Annotated in this window: 1 protein-coding gene; it reads right to left on the bottom strand. The window is 63.2% G+C overall.

Going from position 1 to position 1,472, the window contains the following annotated elements; all coding sequences use genetic code 11:
- Positions 1-12: 12 nt before the first annotated feature.
- Positions 13-1,290: an IS4 family transposase gene (locus tag C9427_RS33505; protein ID WP_107653185.1), complete on the bottom strand. Its 1,278-nt coding sequence runs from the start codon at positions 1,288-1,290 to the stop codon at positions 13-15.
- Positions 1,291-1,472 lie beyond the last annotated feature (182 nt).

The raw sequence follows: 1,472 nt of genomic DNA, 5'->3' as shown, positions 1-1,472 counted from the left end.
TGGCTAGGTGATTCACACATCTCGCAGGCTCCAGCCGTGGGCGATGGATTGGAAGTACTGAAGACCGTGGCGGAAGGTGATTGGGCCTGGTGGCTTGGACCTGGGATAGCCATCCCATCCTCCGAGTTTAGCGATGATCCAGGCGGCCCAGGCGAGGGACTTGGGCGGGTGAGGGTTTTTCTGGAGAGCGGTCTTGCCTTCCAGTTTGGGCACCAGAGCCTGCAAGGTGTCGATCTCGGCGGGCGTAAAGACGATCTCGGCGGATTGTGCGGATGCTCCGTCGCGAGCCTGGACAAGCTGCATGATGATGCAGGCGGCGCGTGCGGCGATGGCAGTCAGCTTCATCAGCCGCTCGGCGGTTTCCAACTGACTGTCCTCCAGTTGCAGGCCTTGCTGTTTCAGGGTGCGGAAGAACTGCTCGATGGTCCAGCGCATCCGGTACCAGGCAACCACCTGCCAAGCCATGGCCGGGTCTTGAACGGTATGGGTGGTGAGCAGGCGCCAGACGATTGGCTCGGCGCCCGCAGGCGCGCCCACCTCAAGCACCTCTACCAGGCTTACCGTCACTGTCTTGGCCAGTCCCGTTTCGATGCTGTTTTGTGGGCGCTTGAGGGCGACTTGGCCGAAGCGGGTCACGAGATGGGCCGTGCGCGCCGGCCGGCCAGGACGAGCGCGCAGTTCCACATCGGCTTCACCGGCCAGTTGCAGCTTTGCCGCCGAGAGCTTGCCGCCCTCGATCAAGCGGTCGCTCATGGCGCGGGTCAGGATATGGAAGTTGGGAGCCGGCACGCGGTCCCACTTGGCGTAGATGTCGCTCTCGCGATCGCTCACCTCCGTCACCATCGCGGCCCGCACCAGCACGCCCTTGGCCGCGTCGGCCGTGGCCAGCCAGCGCTGCGATTCCTTTTCGGTCGACAACCGTTGGCTATGTGGCGTTTCCACCCGGCCATCGCGCGTCCAGATCTGGCCCGATACCAGCCCGAGCACCTCCCCCGTTCCCGCATCCAGCGCCAGCATTGCATGCAGAAGCGCGCCTCGGACGTTGCCGCCCTTGCCGGTCTCTCCCAGACCTCGCCGATGTTCCGCCGTGGTCGTAAAGTTGATCTCGCTGGTGTCCTGGATCGCCAGCACGTGATGGCCCGCGCAGGCCTGCGAACTCGTCGACCCCCAGCCCTCGATCAGGCTCTGCGTCGTCACCCGCCTGTTCGCAAGGAACCGACTAAAGCCAATGATCCGGCCGCGCGAACCTCCCGCCAGCCGCCGAACGCAAACGCTCTGCCGATCCACCATGAGCCCCAGAAACTGGGCCCCCTTTTTTGCAAGCGCTCGTCGCCAAACGCTCCTAACCCGATCTCATTGGCTGACATCGCGACACCTCCTAAATCCAAGCATCGCCAACAGAATCACATCCCAACGCCAGACAGCCAATCAAAAGCGAGTCATTCACCTCAAAAAATGTGTGCATCCCCTAG

Origin of the sequence: Mesorhizobium helmanticense (assembly GCF_003034915.1) — a bacterium.
GTDB classification, from domain to species: Bacteria; Pseudomonadota; Alphaproteobacteria; order Rhizobiales; family Rhizobiaceae; genus Mesorhizobium; species Mesorhizobium helmanticense.
Note: the sequence above shows the minus strand (reverse complement) of the source record. Positions and strands in the feature narration are given on the sequence as shown.

Coding starts and splice junctions, on each gene's coding strand:
- C9427_RS33505 (WP_107653185.1), bottom strand. CDS start 1,290: ATGGTGGATCGGCAGAGCGTTTGCGTTCGGCGGCTGGCGGGAGGTTCG.